At 37.4% G+C, this 24,575-nt stretch carries 23 protein-coding genes; 11 read left to right on the forward strand and 12 right to left on the reverse strand.

Features of this window, described 5'->3' with window-relative positions:
* The first annotated feature begins 14 nt into the window (after nucleotides 1-14).
* Nucleotides 15-920, forward strand: a complete 906-nt coding sequence (locus tag EKM68_RS00995; protein WP_125587804.1) for an amidohydrolase family protein — start codon at nucleotides 15-17, stop codon at nucleotides 918-920.
* Nucleotides 921-933: 13 nt separating this feature from the next.
* Nucleotides 934-1,944 (forward strand): aldo/keto reductase, encoded by a 1,011-nt coding sequence (locus tag EKM68_RS01000; protein WP_125587805.1) that lies wholly within the window; start codon nucleotides 934-936, stop codon nucleotides 1,942-1,944.
* A gap of 40 nt (nucleotides 1,945-1,984) precedes the next feature.
* On the opposite strand, the gene EKM68_RS01005 is transcribed toward EKM68_RS01000, so the two are convergent.
* Nucleotides 1,985-2,506 carry a GNAT family N-acetyltransferase gene (locus EKM68_RS01005; protein ID WP_125587806.1) on the reverse strand — a complete coding sequence of 174 codons (522 nt, stop codon included), beginning with the start codon at nucleotides 2,504-2,506 and terminating at the stop codon, nucleotides 1,985-1,987.
* A 150-nt stretch (nucleotides 2,507-2,656) separates the two neighbouring features.
* Between EKM68_RS01005 and EKM68_RS01010 the strand changes: the two genes are divergently transcribed.
* Nucleotides 2,657-4,033 (forward strand): DHA2 family efflux MFS transporter permease subunit, encoded by a 1,377-nt coding sequence (locus tag EKM68_RS01010; RefSeq protein ID WP_125587807.1) that lies wholly within the window; start codon nucleotides 2,657-2,659, stop codon nucleotides 4,031-4,033.
* A 110-nt stretch (nucleotides 4,034-4,143) separates the two neighbouring features.
* Here EKM68_RS01010 and EKM68_RS01015 read toward each other — a convergent pair whose 3' ends face one another.
* Nucleotides 4,144-5,010 carry a DegV family protein gene (locus EKM68_RS01015; protein ID WP_125587808.1) on the reverse strand — a complete coding sequence of 289 codons (867 nt, stop codon included), beginning with the start codon at nucleotides 5,008-5,010 and terminating at the stop codon, nucleotides 4,144-4,146.
* A 200-nt stretch (nucleotides 5,011-5,210) separates the two neighbouring features.
* On the opposite strand from EKM68_RS01015, the gene EKM68_RS01020 reads away from it, so the two are divergent.
* From EKM68_RS01020 to EKM68_RS01030, 3 genes are read left to right on the forward strand one after another with little or no spacing between them, the layout of a single operon-like run.
* Nucleotides 5,211-6,386, forward strand: coding sequence for a galactokinase (locus tag EKM68_RS01020; protein ID WP_125587809.1), 1,176 nt, complete (start codon nucleotides 5,211-5,213; stop codon nucleotides 6,384-6,386).
* 1 nt (nucleotide 6,387) lies between these two features.
* Entirely contained in the window at nucleotides 6,388-7,851 is a 1,464-nt protein-coding gene (locus EKM68_RS01025; protein ID WP_125587810.1) for a UDP-glucose--hexose-1-phosphate uridylyltransferase, read from the forward strand.
* Nucleotides 7,852-8,847, forward strand: a complete 996-nt coding sequence (locus tag EKM68_RS01030) for a LacI family DNA-binding transcriptional regulator (protein ID WP_125587811.1) — start codon at nucleotides 7,852-7,854, stop codon at nucleotides 8,845-8,847.
* Nucleotides 8,848-8,875: 28 nt separating this feature from the next.
* On the opposite strand, the gene EKM68_RS01035 is transcribed toward EKM68_RS01030, so the two are convergent.
* Complete coding sequence (locus EKM68_RS01035; RefSeq protein ID WP_125587812.1) at nucleotides 8,876-9,841, reverse strand: ketopantoate reductase family protein; 966 nt, start codon at nucleotides 9,839-9,841, stop codon at nucleotides 8,876-8,878.
* Nucleotides 9,842-10,006: 165 nt separating this feature from the next.
* Here EKM68_RS01035 and EKM68_RS01040 point away from each other — a divergent pair, with 165 nt between their 5' ends.
* Nucleotides 10,007-11,038, forward strand: coding sequence for a branched-chain amino acid aminotransferase (locus EKM68_RS01040; RefSeq protein ID WP_125587813.1), 1,032 nt, complete (start codon nucleotides 10,007-10,009; stop codon nucleotides 11,036-11,038).
* A 75-nt stretch (nucleotides 11,039-11,113) separates the two neighbouring features.
* Complete coding sequence (locus EKM68_RS01045; RefSeq protein ID WP_125587814.1) at nucleotides 11,114-12,031, forward strand: L-lactate dehydrogenase; 918 nt, start codon at nucleotides 11,114-11,116, stop codon at nucleotides 12,029-12,031.
* 60 nt (nucleotides 12,032-12,091) lie between these two features.
* Here EKM68_RS01045 and EKM68_RS01050 read toward each other — a convergent pair whose 3' ends face one another.
* The 9 genes from EKM68_RS01050 to EKM68_RS01090 all read right to left on the reverse strand — a co-directional run bounded on the left by EKM68_RS01050 (nucleotide 12,092) and on the right by EKM68_RS01090 (nucleotide 21,983).
* The gene (locus EKM68_RS01050) at nucleotides 12,092-14,017 is read right to left on the reverse strand and encodes a copper-translocating P-type ATPase (protein WP_125587815.1); all 1,926 of its coding nucleotides are present in this window, start codon (nucleotides 14,015-14,017) and stop codon (nucleotides 12,092-12,094) included.
* A complete protein-coding gene (locus tag EKM68_RS01055) occupies nucleotides 14,017-14,289 on the reverse strand; it encodes a cupredoxin domain-containing protein (RefSeq protein ID WP_125587816.1) in 273 nt (90 codons plus the stop codon). The genes EKM68_RS01050 and EKM68_RS01055 overlap by 1 nt, the downstream gene beginning before the upstream one ends.
* A gap of 136 nt (nucleotides 14,290-14,425) precedes the next feature.
* On the reverse strand, nucleotides 14,426-14,836 hold the full coding sequence (locus tag EKM68_RS01060) for a cupredoxin domain-containing protein (protein WP_191987364.1): 411 nt from the start codon (nucleotides 14,834-14,836) through the stop codon (nucleotides 14,426-14,428).
* 94 nt (nucleotides 14,837-14,930) lie between these two features.
* Nucleotides 14,931-15,671 (reverse strand): ABC transporter ATP-binding protein, encoded by a 741-nt coding sequence (locus tag EKM68_RS01065; protein ID WP_125587817.1) that lies wholly within the window; start codon nucleotides 15,669-15,671, stop codon nucleotides 14,931-14,933.
* The gene (locus EKM68_RS01070) at nucleotides 15,672-16,682 is read right to left on the reverse strand and encodes a taurine ABC transporter substrate-binding protein (RefSeq protein ID WP_125587818.1); all 1,011 of its coding nucleotides are present in this window, start codon (nucleotides 16,680-16,682) and stop codon (nucleotides 15,672-15,674) included.
* The gene (locus tag EKM68_RS01075; RefSeq protein ID WP_125587819.1) at nucleotides 16,679-17,455 is read right to left on the reverse strand and encodes an ABC transporter permease; all 777 of its coding nucleotides are present in this window, start codon (nucleotides 17,453-17,455) and stop codon (nucleotides 16,679-16,681) included. Before EKM68_RS01075 ends, EKM68_RS01070 begins: the two co-directional genes overlap by 4 nt.
* A gap of 70 nt (nucleotides 17,456-17,525) precedes the next feature.
* Nucleotides 17,526-19,229, reverse strand: coding sequence for an FAD-dependent oxidoreductase (locus tag EKM68_RS01080; protein WP_125587820.1), 1,704 nt, complete (start codon nucleotides 19,227-19,229; stop codon nucleotides 17,526-17,528).
* A gap of 12 nt (nucleotides 19,230-19,241) precedes the next feature.
* Complete coding sequence (locus tag EKM68_RS01085; protein WP_125587821.1) at nucleotides 19,242-20,573, reverse strand: YeeE/YedE family protein; 1,332 nt, start codon at nucleotides 20,571-20,573, stop codon at nucleotides 19,242-19,244.
* A 141-nt stretch (nucleotides 20,574-20,714) separates the two neighbouring features.
* Nucleotides 20,715-21,983 (reverse strand): YeeE/YedE thiosulfate transporter family protein, encoded by a 1,269-nt coding sequence (locus tag EKM68_RS01090; RefSeq protein WP_125587822.1) that lies wholly within the window; start codon nucleotides 21,981-21,983, stop codon nucleotides 20,715-20,717.
* 130 nt (nucleotides 21,984-22,113) lie between these two features.
* Here EKM68_RS01090 and EKM68_RS01095 point away from each other — a divergent pair, with 130 nt between their 5' ends.
* From EKM68_RS01095 to EKM68_RS01105, 3 genes are all read left to right on the forward strand, one after another.
* A complete protein-coding gene (locus EKM68_RS01095; RefSeq protein ID WP_125587823.1) occupies nucleotides 22,114-23,034 on the forward strand; it encodes a LysR family transcriptional regulator in 921 nt (306 codons plus the stop codon).
* Between the two features lie 65 nt (nucleotides 23,035-23,099).
* Entirely contained in the window at nucleotides 23,100-23,573 is a 474-nt protein-coding gene (locus EKM68_RS01100) for a nucleoside 2-deoxyribosyltransferase (RefSeq protein WP_125587824.1), read from the forward strand.
* A 160-nt stretch (nucleotides 23,574-23,733) separates the two neighbouring features.
* Entirely contained in the window at nucleotides 23,734-24,543 is an 810-nt protein-coding gene (locus tag EKM68_RS01105; protein WP_125587825.1) for an SLAP domain-containing protein, read from the forward strand.
* Nucleotides 24,544-24,575: the final 32 nt, after the last annotated feature.

The raw sequence follows: 24,575 nt of genomic DNA on the forward strand, positions 1-24,575 counted from the left end.
GAGTAACTAATCATATGACTAAAATTGACGTATTCGCACATGTACTACCTGTAAATTTTTACAATCGTATGCAAAAATTTGATAATAATTTATTAGCTAAGAATCCTTATTTACACAATGATGTACTAACTAATATTGAGAAAATAAAGGCTGGCTTAGCCTCTGATGTTAAACAAGTTATTTCCAATGTGAATCTAAACCCTGAAGACTACGTTGATGACAAAACGTCAGTTGAGTTGTGTCGTCATGCTAATGAGGAACTGATTTCCATGGTAAAAGATAATGATATTTTCGTATCTGCGGTAGCGATGTTGCCCATGAACTCAGTCTCTGAAGCTATAAAAATTATTAACGAACAAGTAGTTAGAAATGACGAACTAATTGGCGTTCAACTCTTTACTAGAGCTCTAAACAAACCAATCACTTCCGATGAATACGAACCAATTTTTGCTAAATTAAATGAATTGAACATTCCGATCTGGTTGCATCCAGTCTTTGATGAATCTCGCAACGACAACAATATTACTTTCAGTTGGGAATATGAATTAACACAGGCAATGTACAATATCGTCAAAAAAGGCTATTTCCAAAAATACCCTGACTTAAAAGTTATCGTCCATCATGCTGGTGCCATGATTCCTTTCTTCTCACAACGTATCAAATATACGATGTCTGAAACTGAATACAAAGACTTCAAAAAGTTCTATGTTGATACTGCCCTACTCGGAAATTCTAAGGCACTAGAATTAACCGTCGACTTCTTTGGAGCCAGTCACGTATTGTTTGGAACAGATGCTCCGTTTGGCATTCCGCCTTATGGTGCAACCGATGAAATCGTATCTGCCATCGATAAGATGAACATTTCCGCAGATCAAAAAAATATGATTTATACAAATAACTTAAAAAATATACTTAAATAAAAGAAGATCAATAATGAAATATACAAAATTTGGTAACACTGGCTTAGATGTTTCAAGAATCGCCTTGGGCACTATGGGATTCGGTAATGCTTCAACTGGCATGTTTCCTTGGGCCATTGATGAAGAGAAGAGTCAAGATGTCATCAAGACAGCACTAGACTTAGGTATTAATTTCTTTGACACTGCTAATATTTATTCCCATGGAGATAGTGAAAAATTTATCGGAGATGCCTTGAAGAAATACGCTGACCGAGACGAAATAGTCCTAGCCACGAAAGTATTTTTCACACCTGAACAAAAGCCCAATTACGCTGGCCTATCACGTAAAGCCATCATGTCTCAAATCGACCAAAGTTTAAAACGTCTTCAAACTGATTATGTTGACTTATACATAATTCACCGTTGGGATTACAACACACCTATTGAAGAAACGATGGAAGCTCTACACGATGTCGTAAAATCTGGAAAAGCAAGATACATCGGTGCTTCTGCAATGTTTGCTTGGCAATTCGAAGAAGCTCAGGCTGTCGCAAAAGAACACGGTTGGACAGAATTTGTCTCTATGCAAAATCACATGAACTTGTTGTACCGCGAAGAAGAACGGGAAATGATGCCACTTTGCGAAGAAAAGAATATTGCTGTGACACCATATAGTCCTCTAGCTTCTGGACGTTTGGCAAGAGACTGGACTGCCACAACCAAACGTTTTGAAACTGATAAGGTTGCTCGTTCCAAATATGATTCAACCGAAGATCAAGACGAACCAATTGTTCAACGAGTTGGTAAAATTGCTGAAAAATATGGAGTAAAACGTGCTCAAATCGCACTTGCTTGGTTACTACAAAAACCACAAGTTGTGGCGCCAATCGTCGGTGCTACTAAAAAGAATCACCTAGTTGATGCAGTTGACGCCTTAGACATTACCTTGAGTAAGGAAGATGTTGACTTCTTAGAAGAACCATATTTACCACACAAATTAGTCGGAGCATTTACCAAAGCTGATGCTGATGATTACAATAGATAAAAAAATACCTCCCGAAATATTTTCGAGAGGTATTTTTTGTCTACATATTCAATTCATAAGCCACACGACGGTCGTCTTCCTTAGGACCTACGTATATAATGCCACGATACTTGAAACCAAATTTTTCAGAAACATGTTGCATTCCTTTGTTCATTTCATGTGTATCGATACGGAAATTTCTAAATCCTAAACCATAACCGATCGTAAACATATTTGACATCAAGAAGTCGCTCAAATGCTTGCCGCGATAGCCGTCACCAATAGCAACACGATGCAACGTTGCATACTTATCAGTTGTATTATTCCAACTACCATCTTGAATAACTTCATAATGAGGATCATCTGATTGCATCAAACAAGTATAACCGACTAGCTCACCGTTAACTATCAAGACATAGCCACGCCCTACTTGTAAATCCTCTTCAAGAACGGTACGACTAGGTTCACCATCTTGCCATTGCGGACTACCACTACCTTTGATCAAATTCTTAGCATCGTTGATAACTTTGATAATTTGTTCTAAATCTTCATCTTGAGCTTTTCTTACAAATACATTAAACATTCAATTCACTCCCTAAACATAAAACTCGATGTTTCTAATAATAATCTAACTTGGAATAATGTCAATTCTAGATTAATTTGACAAAACCATCTATTAATCAGATGATTGTAAAAGTCGTATTTTTTACATATATAAGGAAGTGCATCGTTAATGAATCAAAAAGCCAAATTATCGTTGGCAATTGTTACCATTGGAAGTTTCTTCGGAGTGTTAAGTTCCACCTTGATGAGTACTGCCTTACCATCAATCATGAAAACTTTTTCTATTACCACATCAATGGGACAATGGTTAACAAATGGCTATATTCTAGTTAATGCCATTATGATTCCCACCAGTGCTTTCTTACTCAAAAAATTTTCATTTAAAGATCTCTATTTATTCTTCTCGACTATTTTTTTATTAGGGACCATCTTCGGTGCCCTCTCGCAACAATACGTCTTTTTGATAACTGGACGAATGATCCAAGCCATCGGTGCCGGTGTCATGATGCCACTAGTTAACGTGATGGCAATGAACTCCGCCGAAAGACAAGATCAAGGTAAAGTCATGGGCATAATTGGGCTCGCATTCAACTTCGCACCAGTTGTTGGTCCAACTTTATCAGGATTCGTGTTGTCAGTCTTATCCTGGCGTTATTTATTTATTTTGGTTATTCCATTCACAGCAATAAACATCATTCTATCAATCATCTTTTTAAAGGGAAATCATCAAGAAACAAAACTTAAATTCAATACAACAGGACTACTCTTGTCTAGTTTAGGATTGTTGTTCCTACTATATGGACTGTCAAATATAGGAACGGCTAATTTTTTAAGCCTCAATATTGGCGGATCTGCACTAATTGGTCTTATTATTCTGATATTATTTGTACTAACTCAGCGACGAAATGAATCCCCATTCATTAACCTGAACATATTTAATTACAAACAATACAATGTCGCCGTTGTCATAAATATGATTTTAATGGTAACAATGTACAGTAATTCTATTATCATTCCGATCCTAGTTCAGAATGTTATGCATTACAGTGCATTACAATCGGGATTAGTCGTTCTACCTGGTGCAACTTTTACCGCCATAATGTCGCCAATCAGCGGTCGCTTATATGATAGGTTTGGAGTTAAACGACTGGTTATTTCAGGTTTAATAGTTGATTGTATCGGTACTGGGCTACAATCATTCACAACATTATCCACATCGATTCTGGTTGTAACCTTGGGGCAAACCATCAGACAGATGGGTTTATGCCAAGTTTTGATCCCCATTCAGACCCAAGCTTTAGCCTCTATTCCACACGAAATATTGCCTGACGGTGTTGCAACTTATAATACTTTAAGACAAGTGGCGGCATCATTTGGTACAGCATTGTTAGTCGGTGTCATCAGTATGTCAACTCGTGCTAATCCGGGTAATTATTTAGCTAGTGAGTTGATCGGTATTAAGATTGGTTTCGTAGTTTCACTTAGTATGATAATTGTTTGCTTGGTAATGACACGTTGGTTGGTTTCTCGAACTTCCGAGGTTTAGTACTTTGTTGTTGGAACATCGAATTCTTCATTTGCACAGCAGGTGAAGTTATTTTCAACAGTAGGAAAAAATAGGAGCATCCACAAAAATGGATGCTCCTTTTCAATACACTATTTAATTGTCTGCCAATCCTCTTGCCAAATGATTCCCATCGTCTTCTCACCAGTATGAACACTGATAGCGGGACCAAGTGAACTTTGAGTAACTCGAATCTGAGGAAATTTCTCTTCTAATTCTTTAGTCCAAGCATCTGACAACTCTTGATTATTCGCATCGATAATTGTTGCATGAACCTTATAATCTACAGTGTCAAGCGTCTCTTGAATCTTCTCACACATCAACTTGAATACTCGCTTCATGGTACGTTCTTTACCAATAGCAATTATCTTACCTTCTTCATCAAAAGTAAGCATTGGTTTAATATTCAAAAGATTACCAATAACCGCTGACCTGTTACTCAACCGACCAGTACGCATCAAGTGCTTCAAATTATCAACCGCAAAACGTACTTCCATCGTCTCACGTAAATTCAATAACTTCGGCATGATCTCTTCTGGCTCTTGACCTTCTTTAACTAACTTACCGGCTAATAAAACCAAATTAGCTTCACCAGCGCTCGCCACTAATGAATCAAACGGAAAGGTTTCTGCTTTGTCATAATCCTTACAAAACATTCGTAAATTATCCATGAATGAAGTTATCCCACTAGATAAATGAATTGAAATAATTTTATCGTAACCTTTTGAAACCAAGTCATCATAGGCTTCCTCAATTTGGCCCATTGAAACTTGAGACGTAGTTGGTAATTCTTCTTCAGTATTTAGATAATCATAAAACTTATCTAGTCCTAATTCTTCTGTTTCTTTGTATTGTTTATTTCCCAAAATAACTGTAATTGGTAACACTCTAATATTGAATTCTTCAATCTGTTCGGGTGTTAAATATGAAGCCGTATCCGTCACAATTGCCGTTGGCATAACTCGTCCTCTTTTTTCCTTCTAAATATATAAAAGTATTGCTTAAAGCATAACATAACTGTCATATATTTCTATTATGAAATGGCTTGTTCTATCACTAACATATTTTGTTTACTAGTTGTTTACTCGATGTACCTTGCTCATACTACCGAAAGGAGTTATTATTAGTTAGTAAACATTTACTAAATATGGAGAAAATTATGAAAACAGATAACCTTTTGTCAGATTTTAAGAGCATATTTAATAGCAAGGCTGAGCGATTATTCTTCTCACCAGGACGAATCAACTTGATTGGTGAGCACACCGATTACAATGGTGGCAATGTTTTCCCATGTGCCATCAGCTTGGGAACATACGCTGCTTATGGATCACGTGATGACGACGTGGTTCAATTATATTCAGCTAACTTTCCAGAAAATGGAATTATTAGTTTTACAACTACTGATTTGGATTATAACAAAGCTGATGATTGGGCCAATTATCCACGTGGAATTATGTATTACCTTGTAGAACACGGCTATAGTTTCGACCATGGATTCAATCTCTTCATCCATGGAAACTTACCTGATGGAGCTGGACTCTCTTCTTCAGCATCAATTGAATTATTAATGGGAACAATTTTAAACACAGTCTTCGACCTTGAAGTTGATCAATTAGACTTAGTCAAGATTGGGCAAGAAGACGAAAACAAATACATCGGTGTCAATTCAGGAATCATGGATCAATTCGCAGTTGGTATGGGTAAAAAAGATCAAGCAATTTTACTCGACACTAACACGATGAACTATCAATATGCACCCGTTGAATTAGGAAGCCACGTTATTGTGATCATGAATACTAACAAGCGGCGTGAATTAGCTGATTCTAAATACAACGAACATCGTAGTGAGTGTGAACAAGCGCTTGAAAGACTACAATCAGCTTTACCTATTAAGTCACTGGGTGATTTGACAATTGATGAATTTGATCAGAATTCATATTTGATAAATGACAATACCTTGATTCGTCGTGCTCGTCATGCTGTTTTCGAAAACCAACGCACCCTTCGTGCAATCGATAAATTACAGCAAAATGACCTAGTTAGTTTTGGAAAACTAGTTAACGCATCACACGTTTCACTTCACTATGACTATGAAGTTACTGGTCAAGAACTCGATACGCTCGTTGAAACAGCTTGGCAGCAACCTGGAGTCTTGGGTGCTCGTATGACTGGTGCTGGATTCGGTGGCTGTGCAATTGCTATCGTTGAAAAAGACCAGGTGGAAAACTTCAAAGAAAATGTCGGTGAAACTTATAAACAAATCATCGGTTATAACGCTGACTTCTACATTGCGGAAATATCCGATGGACCAATAGAATTAAAGGTGGAAAAATAATATGAATGCAATCGATAAATTTGTCGATGTAATTATTAGTTCAGACAATAATTATCAAGAATTGGATCGTATCTACTTAATCAATCGTGTCAGAGCATTGGTTGGTGATGAATGTACTCTCAATGGCAAAAACTTACTAGTAGTTCGTGATGCTTTGATTCAAACCGCTATCCAGAATCAAAAAATCACGAATACACCTACCGAAAAAGAAATATTGAGTGACCAACTGATGGATTTGTACACACCAACTCCATCAGAGGTGAACCAAAAATTTTGGAATTTATATCAAAAAAATCCAGAGTCTGCCACTAACTACTTCTATGAACTAAGTCGTAAAAATGATTACATCAAAACAAAGGCAATCGCCAAAAACATTTCTTATACAACCGCAACTGATTATGGTGACTTAGAAATAACCATCAATCTCTCCAAACCTGAGAAGGATCCTAAGGCAATTGCCGAAGCTAGCGTTCAAACCCAAAATGGCTATCCAAAATGCCAATTATGTATGGAAAACGAAGGTTACCTGGGAAGGCTTGGTTACCCAGCTCGAAGTAATCACCGCATTATCCGCTTCATGCTCGGAGGCGAAACTTGGGGATTCCAGTACTCCCCTTATGCCTACTTTACTGAGCATGCAATCTTCCTGTCACACATTCATCGTCCTATGATTATCAATCAGCATACTTTCAACAACCTACTAGAAATCACTAAACAATTTCCACAATATTTCGTTGGTAGTAATGCTGATCTACCGATTGTCGGCGGCTCAATGCTTTCACATGACCACTATCAAGGTGGACGTCATGAATTCCCAATGATGAAGGCTCCTATCGTTAAAAAAATCAATTTGCCAATCAACAATGTTGAGGCTGGTATCGTCAAATGGCCATTGTCGGATATTAGACTGATCAGTGATACCCCTGAACAATTGATCAAGGCTGCTACGCTAATTCATAAACATTGGAAATCATATTCTGACGCATCAGTTGATGTTCGTGCATATACAGATGATATTAGTCATCACACGGTTACACCGATTGCTTACCGAAAAGATGATCAATACGTACTCGATATCGTCCTACGTGACAACCAAACCTCAGCAAAATACCCAGACGGAATCTTCCATCCTCACAAGCAATATCAACACATAAAGAAAGAAAATATTGGTTTGATCGAAGTCATGGGACGTGCAATCCTCCCTGCTAGATTAAAAGCTGAATTAATTGAAGTTGAAAAATACTTATTAGATCAACCTAACAAAATGGCTGAATACCATCATCAATGGGCCGATCAACTCAAGCAAAAATATGAATTAACTTCTGAAAATGTCGAAGATGTTGTTAATACAGAAACTGGATTAGTATTTTCTCACGTATTAGAAAATGCCGGTGTATACAAATGGGATGATCAAGGAAGAAAAGCCTTTGATAAATTTATTAATAGTCTAAATGAGGTGAAATAAATGGCTACAATTCGTGATATTGCTAAACGAGCTTCTGTTTCACCAGCTACTGTTTCCAGAGTTCTCAACAACGATCTGACACTATCTGTGACTGATGATACTCGTGAAAGAATCATTAAAATTGCGGAAGAAATGAATTATTCCAAAACAAGTAAAAAAAATCAAACTAGAATTGCTCTAGTTCAATGGTATTCAGAGTCCCAAGAACAAGATGATATCTACTATATGATGATTCGTGAAGGTATCGAAAAACAAATTCAGAAATTCAACTTTGAGATCATACGTATCTTTAACAATGATTTTTCCACAATTGACGGTGATATCGATGGAATAATTGCAGTTGGAAAATATAGTTTTCAACAAGTTGACCATATGCAAAAATATTCTAGGAATATCGTTTTCATTGATGACGACCAATTTGCAAATGACTTCGATACCGTTCTGACTGATTTCAAATACGGCGTTCAACACGCACTGGACTTCTTCTTAGATCAAGAGATCAGAGATATAGGTATTATATATGGTGAAGAGAAGTCAACCGATGGACTTAAGACAATCGTCGATAAACGTTTCGATTGTTATAGAGATTACTTAGCTCAAGAAGAACTATTTCAAGAAAAATATTGCTTTAAGGGCGACTTCACAAAGAAGTCCGGTTATGAGCAGATGAAACTTGCTATCAAGAAGTTAGATACTCTTCCACAGGCATTTTTCATCAGCAATGACCCGATGTCATCTGGTGCGTTGCAAGCATTACAAGAAGCTCATATTTCAGTTCCTGATGATATTCAAATTTTTAGCTTCAACAATACCTCAGTCGCCAGTTTTGTTAATCCAGAATTAAGTTCTGTTTCCGTTTCGACGATTCAGATGGGAGCATCTGCAGTACAATTACTCTACGATTTATTGACAAATAAAAATCATGTACCGTATAAGTTAGAACTAGCTACTAAATTAGTATTCAGAGATAGTACAAAAAAGGTCGAGAAAAAATAATTTTCTCGACTTTTTTTGTGTTTTTTATTTATGCTTCCAATGACTTAGGATCAAAATCACGGGCAAATTCTGACAGATGAACCAGATTCCTCAAGAATTCATGTGTTGTTGCTTCGTAATGATATTTAAGTCCTAATTCATAAATATAACCGTTGATATAGTCAACTTCAGTCGGACGACCTTTTGACATATCTTGATACATTGATGGGAAGTGTAATGGATTGGTATCAGTACTTACGTATTTAATAGTCTGCCATTCTTCCTCACGTGTATTTAACAGTTTAATTCCAGCACGTTCACATACATCAAATGCTTCATTGATAAGTTGTCGTCCTAATTTTTCAGCAGTTGGTCCCTGAATATACTCGCCCATTTGGATTTCAAACATTGTACATAATGTATTGATAACAGAATTAAAAATAACCTTTGCCATCAATGTTCCTAAGAAATTAGTGGTCAATGTTGGATTCAAGTTAGCTTTAGTAAATTCATCAACAATTTGATTCGTTGTATCGTCAGGTTTTTCAGTCTGATTAGCCATATGCATGCTGCCGGCCCCGGACGCACCAATGAAGTCAACATCACCGGCGGCATTCAAAACAGTCCCGATCAAAGCCGTTCCACCAATTACTTTTTCGGGTTTAAAATATTTATTTATTTTTTCAATATGACCCATCCCATTCATAGGTGAAACGACATATTGATGATCCTTGAAACTACCTGCTGTACGTTTCAGGGCATCTTCTAATTGCATTTGTTTGGTGAAGACAATCCAGACATCGGGATTGCCTTCGTAATCTTCTGGAGAATAAATGTTGACGGGCACTAAGTGTTTATCTTTACCATCTCTGGATACATAAACTCCGTTCTGTTCTTTAATTTTATTGATCTGATCATCCCAGATTTCAACGAAATCTACTGGGAAACCAGCCTGCTGTAGTAAAATTCCATATCGCAGGCCCATTGCTCCTGCTCCTAAAACTGCGTATTTCATAGTGTGCGCCTCCATTTATTGATTACTGGCAATTATTAGACAAATTATAATAATTGTCAACGTATTTTTAATCTTTTTCTTAGATATGGTTGACTTGCCATTAGTACAAGCACTATCATACAAATTAACTTAAAATTTATTTTTTTAATAAAGGAGAGATTTTTTATGGCAAAAGCAGATGCATCAAAACTAGATTGGAATAACTTAGGATTCGAATATATGGACTTACCATATCGATATACAGCCCATTGGAAAGACGGTGCTTGGCAGGACGGCGGTCTTACCGAAAACAGTACTCTCCCATTAAACGAAGCAGCCGTTGTACTTCATTACGGCCAAGGCGCCTTTGAAGGTATGAAAGCTTATCGTACTCCCGACAACAAAATTCAATTGTTTAGACCCGACCGTAACGCATCACGTTTAAAGAATTCAGCTGAAAGACTACTTATGCCAGTATTCCCCGAAGATAAGTTTGTCGATGCTGTCAAAGAAGTTGTTAAAGCTAATGCTGACTTCGTTCCACCATATGGTACAGGTGGAACACTGTATATCCGTCCACTTCTTATTGGATCAGGTTCTACAATCGGCGTTCATGCAGCACCAGAATACACCTTTACAATCTTTGCAATGCCAGTTGGTAGTTACTTCAAAGGTGGCATGACACCAGTCAACTTCACTACATCACAATACGATCGTGCTGCTCACAAGGGTACTGGCCAATCCAAAGTTGGTGGTAACTACGCTGCATCTCTATTGCCAGGTGAAAAAGCTCATAAAGATGGATTCGCCGACTGTGTCTATCTTGACCCAGTCAACCATAAGAAAATTGAAGAAGTTGGATCTGCTAACTTCTTTGGTATTACTAAGGACAACGTCTTCGTAACACCTAAGTCACCATCGATCCTCCCATCAATCACTAAGTATTCATTACTATGGCTCGCTGAACATCGTCTTGGATTAGGAACAGAAGAAGGCGACGTTTATATCGATCAACTTGACCGCTTCAAAGAAGCTGGAGCTTGTGGTACAGCTGCCGTTATCTCTCCCATAGGTGGTCTGGAACACAATGGCGACCTCCACGTCTTCTATAGTGAAACAGAAGTCGGACCCGTTACTAAGAAACTTTACGATGAACTAACAGGCATTCAATTTGGTACTGTTGAGGCGCCTGAAGGTTGGATTCAAGTCGTAGAATAGAGCATGATAACTAGTTTAAGATAATATCTTTAACTTCCACAAACACATAAAATTAAATAAAAAGGAATCAATAAAATGAGAAAATTTGGAATCATCGGTGTCGGACACGTTGGTGTTACCGTCGCCTACACCCTAGTAACCAAAGGAATTGCAGACGAACTAGTTTTGATCGACAAAAAAGAAGACAAGGCCATCTCTGAGCAACTCGACTTACAAGATGCTCAAGCCCGGTTGGATACCAGCACAGTCATCAAGATTCAGGATTACTCCGAACTAAAGGACGCCGACATTCTATTCTTAACTGCTGGGAAAGTTGATGCTGCCAAAGAAACCGGCAATCGTTGGGCAGAATTTGAATATACCAACGCTATCGTCAAAGAGGTTGCTCCTAAGATCAAAGCTTCTGGTTTCAATGGTATCGTGATCGACACAACTAACCCTTGTGATGCCATCACGCAATATCTCCAGAAGTCAGCTGGTCTAACAACTACTCAAGTTATGGGTACAGGTACATTTCTTGATACAGCTAGAATGCAACGTGTTGTCGCTGAACAATTTGGTGCCAATTCTAAGAATGTTACTGGTTATACTCTTGGTGAACATGGTGATTCTCAATTCGTAGCTTGGTCAGGTGTTCGCGTCAACAACCATTCCCTAGTTGAATTTGCTAAGCAACAAGGCAAAGATCTCAACTATGATGATCTTGAAGAAGAAATCAGAAAAGGTGGCTGGGCCGTTTATCAAGGTAAAGGTTATACAAGTTTTGGTATCGCAACTTGTGCTGTTAAATTAGCTCAAGCTGTTCTATCCGATGCTCAATTTGAATGTCCCGTATCCTGTTACAACGAAGAATTCGATACATACATCGGTCAACCTGCCGTCATTGGTAAGCATGGTGTAGAATTTGTTAACGAAATCAAATTAACTGATGAAGAAAAAACTAAATTCAAGAATTCAGCTGAAACCATTAAAGAAAAATTTGCAACAATGTAATATTAGATAATTAATGAGCCAAAAAAAGCGTTGATGAAAAAAATTCATCAACGCTTTTTACTATGCAATTTTTACTTTGCTTGTAATCTTAGCTTTATTCAACAGCATCGAACTAGTTACAACCGACAATGAACTGAATGCCATTGCCAAGCCAGCTAATTCAGGGCTTAGACTCAAGCCGATACCGTAGAATATTCCGGCAGCGACTGGAATTCCTAGAACATTGTAGACGAAGGCCCAGAATAAGTTCAGCTTAATTCGATTGAATGTCTTCTTGCTCAAGGCAAGTGCACGATCAACATCCCTCAGGTCATTCTTAACCAAGACAATACCACCAGATTCAATAGCAATGTCTGTACCTGAACCCATAGCAATTCCGACATCAGCAACCGTCAAAGCTGGAGCATCATTGATTCCATCTCCAACAAAAGCAACCTTACCATCTTGTTGCAATGCCTTGACGTGATCAGCTTTGTCACTAGGCAAAACATCTGCAATAACTGAATCAATCCCAACTTGTGAAGCAATCGCTTCAGCAACAAGCTGATTATCACCAGTCAACATCACAGTCTTTAACCCACGAGCCTTGAGATCTGCAATAGCTTCTTTAGAGGTTTCCTTAGGAGCGTCTTGGATAGCAATTAATCCGATAACTTTGTTTTCAACTCCAACAAAAACTACTGTCTTAGTTTCTTGTTGAAGTTTAACAACTTGTCGCTGTAATGAATCGTCAATCTTAACGTCTGCTAATAATTTGTCATTACCAACAAAGGCGCGTTGACCGTCAATCAAGGCTTCTACACCCTTACCTTCGATAGCTTTGAATTCACTAACTTTTGGTACAGTAATATTTTCCTTGTCAGCCTTCTTAACAATAGCTGAAGCCAGAGGATGTTCAGAAGATTGTTCCAACCCTGTTGCAAATGACAATACAGTTTTTTCATCACCAACAATATCAGTAACTTCAGGTTTACCAACTGTAATCGTACCAGTCTTATCGAAGACAACTGTCTTAACGTCATTAACTGCTTCCAAAACTTCACCATTCTTAATCAAAATACCCATTCTTGCGGAACGACCAGTACCAACCATTAAAGCAGTCGGTGTTGCTAATCCTAAGGCACAAGGACAAGCAATAACCATCACCGACACTGCGAAAATCAAGGAACTAGCTATTGAAGCACCAAGGAATACGTACCAAACTATAAACGTTAAGATAGAAATAATCATAACTGCAGGAACAAAAATGTCCGAGACTTTATCAGTTAAATTTTGAATTGGAGCATGACTGTTTTGAGCTTTTTTAACTAATTCAACAATTTGTGACAACATCGTATCATCACCGACTTTTTCAGCTCTAAACATAAAAGTACCATTACTATTGATTGTCGAACCAATAACTTTGTCACCAGTTTTCTTATCAACTGGCATGCTTTCACCGGTAACCATGGATTCATCGATAGTTGATGTTCCTTCTGTAATAGTTCCATCGACTGCCACTTTTTGTCCAGGTTTTACACGAACGATATCTCCGACAACAACTTCAGATAATGGAATTTTGACAAGTTGACCGTCACGCATAACTTCAGCGTCTTTAGCTTGTAAATCAACTAACTTCTCAACAGCATTTGAAGCATTATTTCTCATTCGCTCTTCAAATACTTGTCCTAATAGAACAAATGTTGTAACAAAAGCAGCACTCTCGAAGAATACCGCTTGTCCAGTCATCATGGCGTAGATACTGTAAACATATGCTGTTACCGTTCCAATAGCGACTAGAGTATCCATATTGGAATGATGCTTAGTAAAAGATGCCCAAGCACTCTGCCAGAATGGACGTGCTGAAACTAGCATTACAACGGTTGTTAAAATCAATTGGGTCCAATTACCACCTGGAAGCATCCAACCAAATGGCATCAAAATCATATTGGCTAACATTGGAAGTGAAAAAATTAATGAGATCCAAAAACGTTTTGTGATAGTCATTAGGAAACAACCACCTTCCCAAACATCATGTCCATACCGCAGCTGAAGTCATATTCACCAGCTTTGTCAGTTGATACCTCAACTGTCTTAGTCACATTAATAGGAAGATCTTCCTCAAAACCTAATTCTTTTGAATGAACAACGTCCAAACAACCTTGTTCATTAGTTCTAGTAAATGAGATTTTAGCTGGAACGCCTTGTTTCAAATTAACAACATTTGGCTTGTATCCTCCAGCAACTTCTACTTTAACTTCTTGTGTATTTTCATTCATAATATTCATCCTCATCCTTCATAAACGAGTTAAAAAGTCAGATTTCTGTGCTTGCTAAGATTAGTGATAATAGTACTACGTGGCACTCTCTCTAATCTAGCCGATGCTCTCCCAACTTTTTTCACTCTCTCTTTTTTTATTTAACAATAACTTTTCCATGAAACATGTCCATACCACAAGCCCACTGATATTCACCGGGATTGGTGGTATCTATTTTAATTTGTTGCTCTTCATTAATTGGCAATGCTTGATTGATACCGAAATCTGAGAAGACTACTCGGTCCAAACAACTTGATTTATCTTTTCTAGTAAAGTTGAGAATTGCTGGAACACCTTGCTTCAAGACAACCGTTTCAGGTGAATAACCACCATTGACCTCTACATTAATACTTTGTGAATCATTCGCTACATCGGCTGATACTTCAGCTACTTCATGCTTGCCGAAGAACCACCAAACAATAAATCCTATAATCGCTAAACCGCCTATTAGAACTATGATCTTTGTCAAAATAATCCCCTCGTCTTTCTTGTTTACAATTGTAATCATTAGTTACATTTTATTCTTGGTGTCTACATTTGTCAACAAGAATATTCTACAAAATAAAATAGCCACATCCTATTAGGGATATGACTAAGTTTTTCTAAATTATTTGTTTCAAAATATCGTTCTTGTATTTCATATATTCAGCATCGATCTCAGCTGAATCAATATTGAAATATGGATTATCAATTACTTTGATCGGTATACCTTTGTCTGGAGTCATGATAGCGATACGATTACCCAATTTAATTGCCTCGTCGATATCATGAGTGATGATAAAGAACGTCAAATGCAATGATTTCCACAAATCCAACACAACATTATGAATATCATTGCGAGTAAACTCATCCAAAGCACCAAACGATTCATCGAACATAACCACTTGTGGTTGATTTGCCAAGGCACGAGCGATTGCCACACGTTGGCGCATCCCTCCAGATAAAGAAAAGACATACTCATTCTTCTTGTCAGCTAATTGCACCTGATCCAGTAAAGTACTTACCCGAGATTCGATCTTCAATTTATCGAAATGTCGCATCTTTAAACCAAAGCCAATATTATCCGCTACGTTTAACCACGGATAAAGTGCGTTATTTTGAAACACAACTCCAAGTTTCCAATTAGGACCAGTGACTGGTTCGTCATTTAATAGCACTTCACCAGAAGTCGGCTGGAGATACCCAGCAATTGTATTGAGCAATGTGCTTTTACCGCATCCAGATTTACCAATGACGGTCATGATTTCCCCACGATTGATGTCCAGATTGAGGGCATCCAAAGTCGATTCATCAGCCCCCGGATAAGTGAGTGTCAGATTTTTTACTTCGATTATTTTTTCCACTTATTTATCCCCCAATTCATTTACATAATTCGTAGCGACAAAATCACTGATTTCTTTTTTAGTTGGTAAATGATCGATTGTCTGCTGATCCGCCATGAACTTACCTGTGATATATAGCTGTGTCTGAAAAGTTTCAGTTAAAAAGTTCTGATCAACCATTTGTTTAGCAGTTAACCACTCTGACGTTCCAATTTGTGATTTTGCTTCACTGTATCCTAAGTCATTTTGCTTTGAAGCAGCGGTAATAACTTTTTTAGAATCAGTCTGAATCTCCTGATGAGTACGATTCAACTGTCGTAATAACCCCTTGACTAATTCCGGATGACTGCGTTCAAATCCGCCACGCACCAATGTTATATTGGCTGTAACTCGATTCTGATTACGTAGATTTTCACTAGTGATCAAGAAATGTCCATTCTTCAACATTGGTGTCAAAGTTGGTTGCCACGTGTATGCAGCAGAAATATCGCCACGATTCCATGCGGCAACAATATCCTGTGTATCCATATCTAATAAGGAAACTTTGTCCAACAAATTATACTTTTTGAGTACCATCATCAAACTATAGTGTGAAGTTGAAACAAATGGTGTCGCAATCTTTTGACCAGACAAATCTTGAAAGCTCTTGATACCACTGCCATTGCGAACTACCAAACCCTCATTATTACCTAGAACATCATTAACCCAAATCAACTTAGCGTCGATTTTTGAAGACATTGCTACAACTCCATTAGTGTCACCCATTGTCGCAAAATCAATATCACCTGAAATCAAGGCTTTGTTAGCGTCGACTCCTGAATCAAAAATAATATATTTTGTTTTAATATTTTTTTTATCGAAATAATCACTTAAATAGTTCAACTGTCGAGCGGCAGCAACGTCATTAGGAACCTGCAATATGCCAATTCTAACTTCACTAACTTTTTGGGGTTCGTTTTTGTGTTGAGCACATCCTGTCATTATCAGTAAAAGACTAAATACAACTGTCAAAACTCCGATTGTTTTTCTCATGATTTACCACTCCAAAAGACAATCTTTTTTTCGATAACTTTTAATAATTGATCTAAAGCCACGCCGGTAATTCCGAGAATAATAATGCCAACGAACATAACGTCACTCTTCAAATATTTCGAAGCATTGATGATCATCCAACCAATTCCGTACGTCGCTGCAACCATTTCAGCCGCGACAACCGTTGTATAAGCCATACCGACAGCCGTTCTTATTCCAGTAAAAATATCTGGTAACGCGGAGGGAAAAATAACATGGAAGAACACTTGTCTGGGGGTAGCACCTAGAGATTCAGCACTTTTGATATAGTCATCATTAACCTTTTGCACACCGGAAATACAGGCTAAGTAAATTGGTGCAAAAGCTGCCAAATATAAAAGAACAACTTTTGATGTTTCACCAATACCGACCCACAAAATCAGCAAAGTGTAATATGCCAGTGGTGGAATCGGTCTAATAAATTGAATTATAGAATCAAACATTGAATAAATAATTTTAATTCTGCCACTTATCAATCCCAAAGGTACAGCTGTAATGATAGCCAACAAAACTGCACTTAATAATCTGATCATAGTGATCATAAAGTGATACCATAGCGGAATGCCGTTATAACCGTATTTACTCAAGTTGACGAATGTTGAAATAACCTTCTCTGGACTTGGCAAAAGTATTTCTGGTGTGATTTTTAACGATGTCACAAGTTGCCAAATAACTAGCAAAACTAACCATGTAGCGACTGTTATACCCCAATAGTGCTTCTTTCTTGTCTTCATATTTCCCTCCGAAAAAAACTAGACGTGATACGAATACCACGTCTAGTTGTGTTTCATTCTTATACGTTTTCTACATTAGATCAAAGCGATATCCATCAATAATAGGTTCTCTATCATCAACTGTGTCGTGATAATATTCATATTCTGATAATCCTAAGAATGATCCTACAATATTATAAATATTTGTATACCCTAAGTTACCTAAAGCACGTACCATGTTATAACTACGTTGACTTGATAGACAGTGAACATAAACTGGCACATTGTGAGGAATTTCATCCAATCTATCTCTGAATTCACTCAATGGAATATTGATTGCGCCCTTGATATGACCGTCTTTATATTCTTTAGGCTCACGTGCGTCAACAATCATTGCTCCACTTTCGACCAATCCTCTAACCTCTGACATTCTAACCTGTTTGAACTCGCCATTAAGAAGATTTGTCGCAACTAAGCCAGCCATATTAACAGCATTCTTAGCGGTACTAAACATTGGTTGGTAGCACAATTCGAGATTTTGTAAATCTTCAACGTGTCCATACATCGAGATCATTGTTGCGATCACATCGACTTGTTTATCGACACCACTTTCACCAACAGCTTGGGCACCAAGGATTTCACCTGACGGTACGCCGAAGATCAGCTTAAAGTATAGTGGTTTGGCATTTGGCATCAAAGCTACTTTATCCTTAGGAATAATCATCGCAACATTATAGTCAATACCATTCTCTAGACACTGTTTCTCTGTTAATCCAGTTGAAGCTGCGTTCATCTTGAATAATTTGATTACTTGAGAACCGATGACGCCACGTTGTGTAACATTTCTGCCATACATATGGTCAGCAGCAGCACGGGCCTCCATTTGAGCTGGGAAAGCTAGATCAAGACGTTGTTTCTTTCTAGTGATCATGTTGGTAACTTCGATGGCATCCCCAACCGCATAGATGTGAGGAAGATTAGTTTGATAGCTTTGGTTGACAGCAATCGCACCTGTATCTCCTAGTTTAACACCAATTTTTTCCGCTAAAGTTACATCTGGTTTAACACCAATTGCCATCACAACAACGTCAGTAGAAATTGTTTTACCAGAAGCTAATGTAACTTTTGTATCTGAAATTTCAGATACTCCATCGTCGACAATCAAGTTAACATCATTGTCGAGAATTTCTTTATGAAGGATTTGTGCCATATCGTCATCAATCGGTGCCATAACATGATGTGCTGCCTCAACTAACGCAACATTCTTTCCACCTTCGACCAAGTTCTCCATAACTTCAAGTCCGATGAAACCTCCACCAACAACTGTAATATTCTCAGCGTTATTGCTTTCGATGTATCCAGCCAGAGCCTTGATGTCTTCAACATTACGAACCGTGAAGACGTTCTCGTTGTGAACACCTTTGATCGATTCTAGCAAAATTGGAACGGCACCCGGTGAAAGAAATAGTTCATCATAGTCTCTGGTACTTGTTTCGCCAGTAATCGTATTCTTAATAGTAACTGTCATGTCCTTGTAATCCGCATCAATAACTTCAGTATTAACTTCAGCATCAATATTATATTGCATCTTGAATTGTTGCGGAGTCATCAAGACAATGTCATCAGCATCCTCAATTGTTCCGCTCAAGTGATATGGCAAAGCACAATTTGAAAACGAAACATTTGGTCCCTTTTCAAACATTGTGATCTCAGTATTTTCATCCAAACGTCTAACTCTAGCGGCAACTGATGCACCACCAGCAACCCCACCTACTACTAATACTTTTTTACTCATTACAATTCCTCCTTAAATAGTTGCAACATTCATATTTGGTAATTCATATTTTGGTAAGATATCAACTTTGCCTTCGAACATCTTAATTCCAACCATGCCACCTAATACTAAGAAAGCCATAAATACGTATCCGTGGATTGAAAAGTTGCAGATTGAAGAATACAAGGCACCAATGTTACATCCACGTGCACATCTACTTCCGAATCCCATCAATAATCCACCAGTGGCATAAACCATGAATGATCTAGCATTAAATTTAAACTTAAATGAAAATCTACCGGCCATTAAAAATGCAATAAAAGCACCTAATACCAAACCAATATTTCTAATAGTTCCTCCGTCGACTAACAAGCTGCCTTGCATAGCCTTGGCAGTTTCATCAAAAGCTGGAGAAGTAAATTTCATTCCAAACAATCCTAAGAACTTCTGATCTAATGAAACAAATGGTGTTGTAACGCCCCATGCTTTGCCAGTTGTAACTAATACAAAAATTGCACCAATAGAAATTCCAATTGCTCCAATTAAAAAGCTCCATCTTTCAACAAAGAACTTATGATACGTTTCCCATGATGTTAAACTAAATTCTTTTTCATTTGTATTGATGGGCTTTTCATATTCTAAATAATCTGATTTTGGATCAGAATACATGCCCATTTGCTTTTTATGATTCTCATACATCTTAGCAACTACATACAATCCAAAGAAAATCAGCAAGGTAACAAAGATTGCTCCACCGTACCCAATATATTGTGGCATCCAACCTTGAATACCAATTTTTCCGATTGCTGATTGATCAAGTTGATAACCAACCCATTGGCCAGGTGCTGCAGCAAGAACAAAGAATGGTAATGCTACCCATGAGTGTCCTTCTCCTTCGCCAAAATCTGATAGTGTACCACTGGCACAACCACCAGCCATCAACATTCCCATACCGAACAGAAATCCACCAAGTGCAGTAGAAATATTTCCCATTCTGACATTTTGTGTTCCAGGAATAATTGCCTGGCTATCACTTGTCGCCAGCCAAGCTGGAATTGCTCCACCACTTGCAGCAGCCCATTGAATACCGATATTAACAATTGCAGTAAGTGAAAACATAACAAGCAATGCAACGGTCAAACTAGATTCTCCACGATAAAATACTCGTTTGATCCCGCCAGCAAAACCAAACCTGGACCTTGTTAAAACATACCCAATCATTAATCCTGCAAATAAAAACATTGGTAATTTATTAACTTGACTATATAAATAAAATGCCCAAATAACTGTAAGTATGAACAATCCCAACCCAATAACGGGTTGTTTCGGATTCAATCCATAACTTTTCATTTTCTGTGAAATCATTATATCTCCCCCTAAGTTCAATGTGATTTTATTAACAATCTATATTTGAAGTATACATCCATTGATATACCTAATGAAATTCCATTTATTGTGATTACTTATGACTAAATAGGAATAGGGGGTGATATTCAATATTTATAATTACGCGTAAACTCTCTTAGCAACCATATTTCCAAGAATTCCACCTGCAACTAAGACAACTAAGAATATCCATCCTGACAATGAGAAGGTTGCGATTGGACTGTACAAAGCACCAACGTTACAACCATTTGAAAGGCGTGTACCAAATCCCATTGAAAAACCACCAATTGCATACAACGTGCTACTTTTAACAGTCAGTGATGGAACAGAATGAATCGTTTCACTCATTAACCCTGCAGTTGAGAAGTAAACAAAAGTTCCAAGTAAGATACCAAAGTTTTGTACAGTAACGCCATTAGCTAGCCAAGGTCCTGCAAATACTGCTGCTGGTTGATTGGTAAAACTTGAAAGTGACCCAGCAGAAACACCAAATGAAGTTAGAACTTTACCAAACCAGAATCCATAAGGAGTTGAAGCTCCCCAACCTGATTTTGTTAGGCCCATTAATAATACAAATAAAAATGCTAATCCGATAGCTCCTTGTTTCAAAGTCAAGGGACGCTTAAACATAACATCGTAATTGGTTTGACTTGTTAATGAATAGTCAGCGATACCTTCGTCAGATAAAGGTTTATCCTGCATTCTTTCTGATAATACACCCGAATATGTTGATTCATTACGACGTTTCTTTTCATATAGATATGATAGATAGACACCAATTCCGGCGAAAACGGCTGTTAAAACAATGGCACCTAAATAGCCATTTAAGCCATCCCATTTGAACCAATCTGGCATGTAGACACCGTTTGAAAATTTAGATCCTGTTTCTGAAGTAAACCATGATTTTTGAACCCATGATTGAGTTGTTTGTACTGGAAATCCCATAAATACTCCAACACAGAAAAAAATCAACGTAATTCCAGCTCTTGGCAAATCAGTTACCAAGTCGGTCAATGTACCCGTGGCACAGCATGATGAAAATGACATACCAAATCCAAAAAGTAATCCACCTAGCAATAAGCCTAGATTGATTGGATTAATCCACAAGTCGTAATCTGTAATATCCTTGGCAGAGAATAAGAATGACACATTCGCAATTGCTGTTATAAGAAACATAAACATCAATGTACGCATTAACTTTGTTGAGCCCGTGTTATAGGCTCTATTAACACTCCCTGCAAACCCCGTATAAGATCTAGATAATATATAACCCATTGCCAAACCAATAAGTAATCTAATGTAATGCATATTGGTCGGCAAGATAAATGGTGCTCCAAAAATAAGCACCGCTAACAATATGAAGCCGAATATTTTATCCCAGTTTTTCATATAAACACTCCCCAGATATTTCTATGTGATGTTATTAACAATTACATTTATAGTATACAGCCCTTGATATACCTAATGAAATTCCATTTATTGTGATAAGCTATAACCATATTGGAATAGGAGTGTCTACATGAATAATTACGATGAATTACTGAATTATTTCAACGCCATTTTAAACTTTGGAAGTTTTTCTGCAGCTTCAGATCAGTTATTTATTTCACAATCATATTTAAGCAAAGTTGTACTAAAAGCCGAAAAAGAATTAGGTGCAACTCTTTTGAATCGTTCACATCATCCGATAACCTTGACATATGCTGGTGAAAAATTTATGTCGGGATTAGAAACAATTGCTTTTGAGAAACGAAACCTTTATCAAGAAGTACACGATATTGCAAATAATAAAAACGGTCATATTAGTTTAGGAATAAATCAGTCAATTGCTTCGACCTTCTTACCAAATGTTTTACCAGTATTCCACGATAAATATCCCAACATCCATATAACCTTGTCCGAAAATCCTTCGGCTGAATTAGAATCACAACTACTCCATCAAGATTTAGATTTTCAGATTCGCATGTTACCTATATATACCAATACGATTCAATTCACTCATTTAAAATACGAACCGATTTACTTGATCCTAGCTAAGAATTCGCCCTACTTCACTCCTGAAAAATCCAAAATCGATATCCTAGAAGATAAATTTGAATGTCTGAAACAACAAGATTTCATCAGCTTATACTCAGGTTCCGGTTTCTCTCGCCTATTGGAGACCTTCTTGAATCGACAAGAAATAAACTTGAATACTGTGCTAAAAGTTAAATCTATTCAAACCTCAGCTTCTCTAGCTTACAAAGGACTGGCTTCAACTTTTGTGCCAGAATCTTTTTTGGACAAGCAATTTAACTCCTCGTTATGTAACATCTACAAAGTAAGTCCTAATGTTTTAAAAATGAACGTAGTCCTAGCATCTCTCAAAGATAGAGAATTTACTCGGGAAATGGAACTATTCCAAAAAAGTGTCATCAGAAGTTTTTCTTGTTACAATTAGTCACCTATCACAAGTTAAATAATGCTAATATTAAATTACCAATATAATGAAAGAAGGATTTTTTAATGAAGATTTATTTTGCTAATGGTTTATTCTCTGAAGCTGATCGTCTATACAATGACATGGTGGTTAAAAAAATTCGTGCAATGTCCAGTGACATTGAGATCTACTTACCTCAAGAAAATGGTGACATCAATGACAAGATGAATTACGCCGACTCAATTAAGATTGCACAAGAGGATAATAAAGAACTTCTTTCATCTGACCTAGTTGTAGCTGTTCTGGACGGCGATACTATGGACGACGGTGTGGCTACTGAGATCGGTCTAGCATTTGGTAAAGAAATTCCAATCGTTGGTCTTTGGACTGACCTACGTCAACATGGTTTCAACAATCCTGCCAAACTTGAGGCCGTTAAAACTATCGGTGAAAATCCATTTGGCTACATCAATAACTACACTATCGGCTTGATTAAGATGAATGGTGTTGTTATCAGTACCGTTGACCAACTACTAGTTGAAGTTAAAAAATACCTCTAATGTTTCAGTTATGTTACACACACTTTACAGTTGGATTATACCTAATTTACGTTTAGGTTATATCCAACTTTTTTAGTTCTATACGTTATATGATATTTCTCGGTTAGAAAAATTCAATTAAACAAATATGTTTTTACTTATCTAAGGGGATATATCTTTTATGAAAATCAAAAGTTTCGCTGCTTCACTATTAACTGTTGCTTCACTTGCACTTGTAACATTAGGCTCAACATCAAATGTCCAAGCTGCTACGGTTGCTACACAAGCTACATCAGGTGTTCTTTATATCAATAATGCATCTGGTGCACAAATCTACGGAACACCTACTACAGAAAGTGGAATCGCTACTACTGGTGCCAGCCTCGTTAACGATTCTGCATGGCAATACACTAAGGCCGCTAGCGTTAACGGTGAATTGTTCTATGCTGTTGGTAAAAATCAATGGATCAAGGCTTCAGATACAAGCTCAAAGCCTGCTACACAGGCTTCAACACAAATGAACAAGATCATGTATGTTAAAGCTAACGGTAACGTAAATCTTTACAGTGCAGCTAATGGTGGTTACTTCACAGGTAACACAGTTATTGGTGGTTACGGTTATACAGTTTATGAATCAACAACTGATGACAATGGTCAAATCTGGTACAATGTTGGTCAAAACCAATGGGTGAACGGTCAATACATGTCAGATGACAACGTTACACAAACACTTACAATGAACGCTACTGCTTATGATCCAGCTGTTCTTGGTTCAAATATGGGTTATAGTGGTGTCGCTGCTAACTTATCAAAATTCCCTAAGGGCACTCACTTAAGAATTACAGACGGTAACGGTACAGTTTACGATCGTGTCGTTAATGATACAGGCCTATTCGCATACAGCAATCCTAATCAATTAGATATTGCTATGCCTAATTCACAAGCATTATCATTTGGTCGTCAAAACGTTACAGTTGAAGTTTTAGGTTAATTAGAGCATTAACTAAAAAAACAAATTACACA

The organism is Companilactobacillus jidongensis, assembly GCF_003946575.1.
GTDB classification, from domain to species: Bacteria; Bacillota; Bacilli; order Lactobacillales; family Lactobacillaceae; genus Companilactobacillus; species Companilactobacillus jidongensis.

Bases quoted from the DNA above. Each gene is read 5' to 3' on its own strand.
- EKM68_RS01045 (WP_125587814.1), top strand. From the start codon at position 11,114: ATGAGAAAATTTGGAATCATCGGTGTCGGACACGTTGGTGTTACCGTC.
- EKM68_RS01105 (WP_125587825.1), top strand. From the start codon at position 23,734: ATGAAAATCAAAAGTTTCGCTGCTTCACTATTAACTGTTGCTTCACTT.
- EKM68_RS01005 (WP_125587806.1), bottom strand. From the start codon at position 2,506: ATGTTTAATGTATTTGTAAGAAAAGCTCAAGATGAAGATTTAGAACAA.
- EKM68_RS01095 (WP_125587823.1), top strand. From the start codon at position 22,114: ATGAATAATTACGATGAATTACTGAATTATTTCAACGCCATTTTAAAC.
- EKM68_RS01025 (WP_125587810.1), top strand. From the start codon at position 6,388: ATGAATGCAATCGATAAATTTGTCGATGTAATTATTAGTTCAGACAAT.
- EKM68_RS01080 (WP_125587820.1), bottom strand. From the start codon at position 19,229: ATGAGTAAAAAAGTATTAGTAGTAGGTGGGGTTGCTGGTGGTGCATCA.
- EKM68_RS01075 (WP_125587819.1), bottom strand. From the start codon at position 17,455: ATGAAGACAAGAAAGAAGCACTATTGGGGTATAACAGTCGCTACATGG.
- EKM68_RS01015 (WP_125587808.1), bottom strand. From the start codon at position 5,010: ATGCCAACGGCAATTGTGACGGATACGGCTTCATATTTAACACCCGAA.
- EKM68_RS01030 (WP_125587811.1), top strand. From the start codon at position 7,852: ATGGCTACAATTCGTGATATTGCTAAACGAGCTTCTGTTTCACCAGCT.
- EKM68_RS01040 (WP_125587813.1), top strand. From the start codon at position 10,007: ATGGCAAAAGCAGATGCATCAAAACTAGATTGGAATAACTTAGGATTC.
- EKM68_RS01035 (WP_125587812.1), bottom strand. From the start codon at position 9,841: ATGAAATACGCAGTTTTAGGAGCAGGAGCAATGGGCCTGCGATATGGA.
- EKM68_RS01085 (WP_125587821.1), bottom strand. From the start codon at position 20,573: ATGATTTCACAGAAAATGAAAAGTTATGGATTGAATCCGAAACAACCC.
- EKM68_RS01050 (WP_125587815.1), bottom strand. From the start codon at position 14,017: ATGACTATCACAAAACGTTTTTGGATCTCATTAATTTTTTCACTTCCA.
- EKM68_RS01000 (WP_125587805.1), top strand. From the start codon at position 934: ATGAAATATACAAAATTTGGTAACACTGGCTTAGATGTTTCAAGAATC.
- EKM68_RS01055 (WP_125587816.1), bottom strand. From the start codon at position 14,289: ATGAATGAAAATACACAAGAAGTTAAAGTAGAAGTTGCTGGAGGATAC.
- EKM68_RS01010 (WP_125587807.1), top strand. From the start codon at position 2,657: ATGAATCAAAAAGCCAAATTATCGTTGGCAATTGTTACCATTGGAAGT.
- EKM68_RS01090 (WP_125587822.1), bottom strand. From the start codon at position 21,983: ATGAAAAACTGGGATAAAATATTCGGCTTCATATTGTTAGCGGTGCTT.
- EKM68_RS01070 (WP_125587818.1), bottom strand. From the start codon at position 16,682: ATGAGAAAAACAATCGGAGTTTTGACAGTTGTATTTAGTCTTTTACTG.
- EKM68_RS01060 (WP_191987364.1), bottom strand. From the start codon at position 14,836: ATGATTACAATTGTAAACAAGAAAGACGAGGGGATTATTTTGACAAAG.
- EKM68_RS01100 (WP_125587824.1), top strand. From the start codon at position 23,100: ATGAAGATTTATTTTGCTAATGGTTTATTCTCTGAAGCTGATCGTCTA.
- EKM68_RS01020 (WP_125587809.1), top strand. From the start codon at position 5,211: ATGAAAACAGATAACCTTTTGTCAGATTTTAAGAGCATATTTAATAGC.
- EKM68_RS00995 (WP_125587804.1), top strand. From the start codon at position 15: ATGACTAAAATTGACGTATTCGCACATGTACTACCTGTAAATTTTTAC.